Source organism: Ferrovibrio sp. (assembly GCF_035304305.1).
GTDB lineage: Bacteria > Pseudomonadota > Alphaproteobacteria > Ferrovibrionales > Ferrovibrionaceae > Ferrovibrio.
Window position 1 is genome coordinate 1 of record NZ_DATGQG010000093.1, and the last position, 5,027, is coordinate 5,027.

Annotated in this window: 3 protein-coding genes and 1 pseudogene; all 4 read right to left on the minus strand. The window is 65.9% G+C overall.

All coding sequences use genetic code 11. The annotated features are described in order from the left end of the window. The coding region (locus tag VKZ87_RS11145; protein ID WP_414655647.1) for a flagellin at positions 1 to 376 on the minus strand (376 nt) is incomplete at its 3' end. 175 nt (positions 377 to 551) lie between these two features. Continuing rightward, on the minus strand, positions 552 to 2,042 hold the full coding sequence (locus tag VKZ87_RS11150) for a tetratricopeptide repeat protein (protein WP_324221334.1): 1,491 nt from the start codon (positions 2,040 to 2,042) through the stop codon (positions 552 to 554). Continuing rightward, positions 2,039 to 4,099, minus strand: coding sequence for a tetratricopeptide repeat protein (locus tag VKZ87_RS11155; protein ID WP_324221335.1), 2,061 nt, complete (start codon positions 4,097 to 4,099; stop codon positions 2,039 to 2,041). Before VKZ87_RS11155 ends, VKZ87_RS11150 begins: the two co-directional genes overlap by 4 nt. Further along, positions 4,086 to 5,027 (minus strand): annotated as a pseudogene (locus VKZ87_RS11160) (hypothetical protein); the annotation flags it as partial. The gene VKZ87_RS11155 and the pseudogene VKZ87_RS11160, both read right to left, overlap by 14 nt.

A 5,027-nucleotide genomic window follows, 5' to 3' on the forward strand; every position in this document is an offset into this window, starting at 1 on the left:
AGTTGCTGATCTGGCCGATCAGCTGGGTGACCTCGTTCTCGTACACGTCGCGCTGCGCCGTGTTCAGCGAGCCGTCGGCGAGGTTGGCGAACTTCGACTTGATGTCGCCGATCAGGTTCGAGATGCCGTTCAGCGCGGCAGCGGTCACCTGGCCAAGGCCCTCACCGGCAGCCAGCGACGACTGCACCGAGGCGTAGGCCTTGATGTTGCCGCGGATACCCTGCGCGACCGCGAACACCGCGGCGTCGTCGGACGCATCGGCAACGCGATAGCCGGTCTGGACTTTCTTGGAGGTCTTGTCGAGTTCGGCGTTCAGGGTGCGCAGCGAAGACAGCGCGACCAGTGCACCAACGTTGGTATTGACGGAATTAGCCATCGAAATGCTCCTGTTCTAGGGCGTAATGTCTCGTCCTCTTTTGAGGACTGCTCCGGTTAGATCAGACGCGGGCCAGCCGGTCAACAGGAAAAATGCCGTTTCCCGGCCGGGCCGCCTGCCGGAGCGGCAAATTTGCCACAGTTGCTCCGCCTGCGGTGGGATCTTCAATTACCTGTTAACCATACTTCCGGTCCAGGAACCGTCCGGCCGGCTCGACGAGGCCGCTCCAGTCCCCGGGTGACGGCTGATGGAGGGCCGACACGCTGTCATACCACAGGGTTTCCGCCCCCTGCTCCGGCCAGTACCAGAGCCGCCCCCGTCCCCGTGCCAGCAGCAGGGCGGTCGGAACGCCAAGCGCGCCGGCCATGTGAACGGTCGTGTTGCTGACTGTGAGCACCGCATCGAGTGCCGATACCTGCGCGGCAAATGCATCGAGACTGGCAAGACCGTCGACGGAACGGTCGACATGGATTGCCACGCCTTCACGTCGCATCGCCTCCACCTCTTCCGCAGCTTCGCCATATTGCAGGCAGATCCACAGTACGTCGGGACGTCGCAGCAGCGGCAGCAGCATCCGCCAGGGAATGCTCTTGTATTCGCCAATGCTGCGATTGGCACTCCACCAGGATAGGCCCACCAGGCGCCTGCCGCCTGCAAGGTCCCGGTAGGACGACAGGAAGCTCTGCCGCATCCCATCATCGGCGCGCAGATAACCACCCTGGCGGCGGGTGAAATCCTCACGCCGGCGGCGAACGAAGTTGCCCAGGCTGCCGAACGGACATTGCATCCCGGCCGGCACCGTCGTTCCGCGCGGAACGACGGTTATCCCTGAACCGGAGAGCGATCGCCGGAACAGCGGCACGAGGCGTTCATCGACCGCCGCGAAGAGCCGGCCGCCCGACAGCCGGGCAATGTCGGCAAGCATCGTGCCATGGAGAATCTGGTCACCGGGCCCCTGCTCGCCCCAGACAAGCAGACTCTCGCCCTGTAACGGGCGTCCGTCCCAGCGCGGCAGGCCGAGCCCCCAGTCACGCTCGTTATATGTCTCACTGCGCCAGCGCCATTCATACTCACGCCAGCCTTCGGCGAACTGCCCCTGCGACAACCGGAACAGGCCGTAATTCATGCGGCCGGTGGCCCAGCCCGGAGCAGCCTGCAGCAGCAGCCGGTACTGCCCCTCCGCCGCGGCATTGTCCCCGAGATCTTCCCACAGCAGCATCGCGAGATTGTTGCGGGCCTGGGCATAGCCGGGCTGCAGGGCCAGCGCGGTCTCGAAATGCCGCCGCGCACCTGCCGTCTCACCGCGACGGCGCAGCAGATTGGCGAGGTTGTAATGGCCTTCGGCATAGGCCGGATCGAGCCGGATCGCCTGCCGGTACGCCGCTTCCGCGTCCGCGTCGCGCTGCATCGCCAGCAGCGCCGTGCCGAGATTGCCATGGAAACTGGCTTCGCCGGGGGACAGTGCGATGGCGCGGGAAATCAGTTCGACCGCCTCGGCATGCGCCCCTTGCTGATCGCGCAGCACGCCAAGCAGATGCAGGGCGTCTGCCTGATCGGGGTGCTCCTTCAGGATGTCCTGATAGATGCCGCGCGCCGCCTCCAGATCGCCGGCCTGATGCCGCGCAACGGCAGCATTCAGCTGCTGCGCCAGACTGGTCATTGTCATGCCGGTTCGCGCAGCCGCTGCCGCAGCCGGTTCGCCATGGCTGCGATGGGAGCCCGCCAGTCGTCATAGCGGCCCGGTGGCTGCCGGAACAGGCGCACATCCCGGTACCAGGGACTGTCCGTGCGGTCCAGGAACCAGTACCACAGCCGCCCCACGCCGGACGGCACCGCGATCCAGCACGGCGTGCCTGTGGCGGCGGCAATATGCTGTCCGCTGTTGCTGCCGCCGATCACCAGGTCGACAGCGGCCGCCTGCGCGGCAAAGGCATCCAGATCCTTCAGCGGATCGACCGTCTCGTCATGCAGCATCTCCACGCCCAGCCGCTCGCGCAGCATGCGCCGGTCCTCTGCCGTATCGCCGTATTGCAGATTGACGAACAGCACGTCCTGCTGCTGCAGCACTGGTGCCCAGTCCAGCAATGACGCGCTCTTGTAGATGCCGGTCGGCGCATTGCTGCGCCAGGTAAAGCCGACGATCAGCCGTTTGCCATATGCCTGATAGCGCTGACGAAAGACTGCAACCCTGTCGGGATCGGGTTTCAGATAGGGCTTCGGCGCCGGGAAGGCGTCAAAATTCGGACGCAGCGTGGCGCCAAGATCGCCGAGGCTGATCTGCACATCCGCCTCGTTGCGGAACTCCGCAGCCCGCTTCGGATTCAGTTTGCGCAGCTGCAGGCCGGGAAGCGACCGCTCGAAAAGCGGGAAGAGGCGTTTGTCGCACAGGAATATCACCGATCCGGCGCGCGCCTGCACCTCGGGAAGCATCGAGCCATAGAGAACCTGGTCGCCTACCCCCTGCTCGCCCCAGACCAGAATGCGCTGGTCCGGGAGGTATGTTCCGTCCCATTTTGGCAGGATCGAATCGAAGACCTTCAGCTCTTTCAGCTTTCCCTGCGCGTCGAGCCGGATCTTGTAGAGCGGCCAGCCTTCGGACAGCCTGCCTCGCGAGAGCAGCAGCAGCGATTGCTTGAACGCGGCGTCGGCCATGGCGTCGTCGTCGCTGTGGGTGCCGGCCTGCTGCGCCGCCTCGTAATCCGCGAGCGCGCCGTCGTAGTCGCCCATGCATTCCCGCACCATGCCGCGGTGCTTCAGCACCAGGCAATTGTCGGGAGCGATCTGCAACGCCTCATTGCAAAGCTGCAGCGCCTCGTCGAACCGGCCGGCATAGGTCAGGGGCACGGCATAGTTCATCAGGGTCTCGATCCGCTTCCCGCCCTTGTGCAGCGCACGTTCGAAATAGGGAAGCGAGGCGAGCGGCCGCTGATCCTGAACGAGCGCCCCTCCGATGCCCAGGAGGGATTCCATGCGATCGGGGTCCTGCTCGAGAATTTTCCCGAAGAGATCGATGGCTTCCCTGGTGGCCTCCGGCTCGTGCAGCTTCACGAGCGCGAGGGCGAGCGCCTCCCGGTAAACGAGATTGTCAGGCTCCAGTGTCACAGCCGCGCGGCTCTGCTTCACCGCTTCGGCATATCTGCGCAGTTTGCGCAGAGTCAGCCCGGCGAAGTGCCGCGCGGCGGCGGATCGCGGCGCAAGCTGAATGGCTGTCACGACATGGGGAAGAGCTTCCTCGTCACGTTCGGATCGGGAAAGCGCTGTAGCCAGACCAAGATGCGCATCCGAACGGCGCGGTTCCGCCGCGACGGCCAGCCGGTAGCAGTCGAGCGCCGCCGCTGTCTCACCACGCGCCAGCAGAAGGTTGCCGAGATTGATCTGCCCGTCGGCATAGTGCGGGTCGAGCCGCAGCGCCTCGCGATAGCTCGCCTCGGCATTCGCGCTGTCGCCAAGCGCCAGAAGAGCCGTGCCGAGATTGCCGTGGAAGACGGCGGATTGCGGTGAAACGGCAATCGCCCGCCGGATCAGCTCGACCGCTTCCCGATGGCGGCCCTGCTGGTCGGCGATGACGCCCAGCAGATGCAGGGCATCGGCCTGATCCGGCACGCTCTCCAGAACCGTGCGATAGCCCTGCGCGGCACGTTCGATCTCGCCGCGTTCATGGGCCTGCACAGCTTCGATGAGCAGCGCGGCGATCCCGGCAGCCGGCATGTCAGTGTTCGTCATCCAGAGCCGCCCGCACTTGCTCGATTGCCCCCGACCAGTCGCCCGGCGCGGTCTGGCGCGCCAGCCGGACGGATCCGTACCATGGCGTATGCACGCCCTGTCGCGGCCAGTACCATAGCCGGCCGCGACCATGGGCCAGCAGCACGTGGCACCGCGCGCCGAGAGCACCGGCGATATGCACCGTCGAATTGCTGCTGCTGACAACCGCATCCAGCGCCGCGATCTGCGCCGCGAGGCCGTCGAGGTCTCGCATCGTGTCGATCCCGGGGTCGGAATGGATGGCGATGCCCGTGCGCTGCCGGAACGCCGCCACCTCTTCCGAGACATCGCCATACTGAAGATTGACCCAGACCGTTCCCGGTCGTTCCAGCAGCGGCTGCAGCGCCTTCAGGCTCAGGCTCTTGTACTGCCCGATATGCCAGTTCGCGCTGCGCCAGGAGAGTCCGATCAGACGGTCGCCCGGCCGGCCCAGCTCGGCATAGCGGCGGCGCAGTTCGGCAACGCGGGACGGATCGGGCTTCAGGAAGACGCCGCTTCCGGTGAAATCCGCCGGGCCGCGCCGAACCCACTGGCCCATGCTGCCGAAGGGACACTGCACGTCGGCGGCGCAGGCTGCTCCGCGGGCGATCACCGCTACCGGGTAATCGGCCAGCGAGCGGGCAAACAGCGGCACCAGGCGATCCTCGACCGCAATCGAGATGCGTCCGGCGGCCAGCCTGATCACCTCCGGCAGCAGTGTCGCATAGAGAACGTGGTCGCCGATGCCCTGTTCGCCCCAGAGCAGCAGATGCCGACCCTCGAGCGGCGTGCCATCCCAGCGCGGCAGCCCGCCGCTCCAGTCCCGCTCGTCATATTGCTCCGACTGCCAGCGCCATTCGTATTCGGCCCAGCCGCGCTCGTAGTCGCCGGTCGACAGCAGGAACAATCC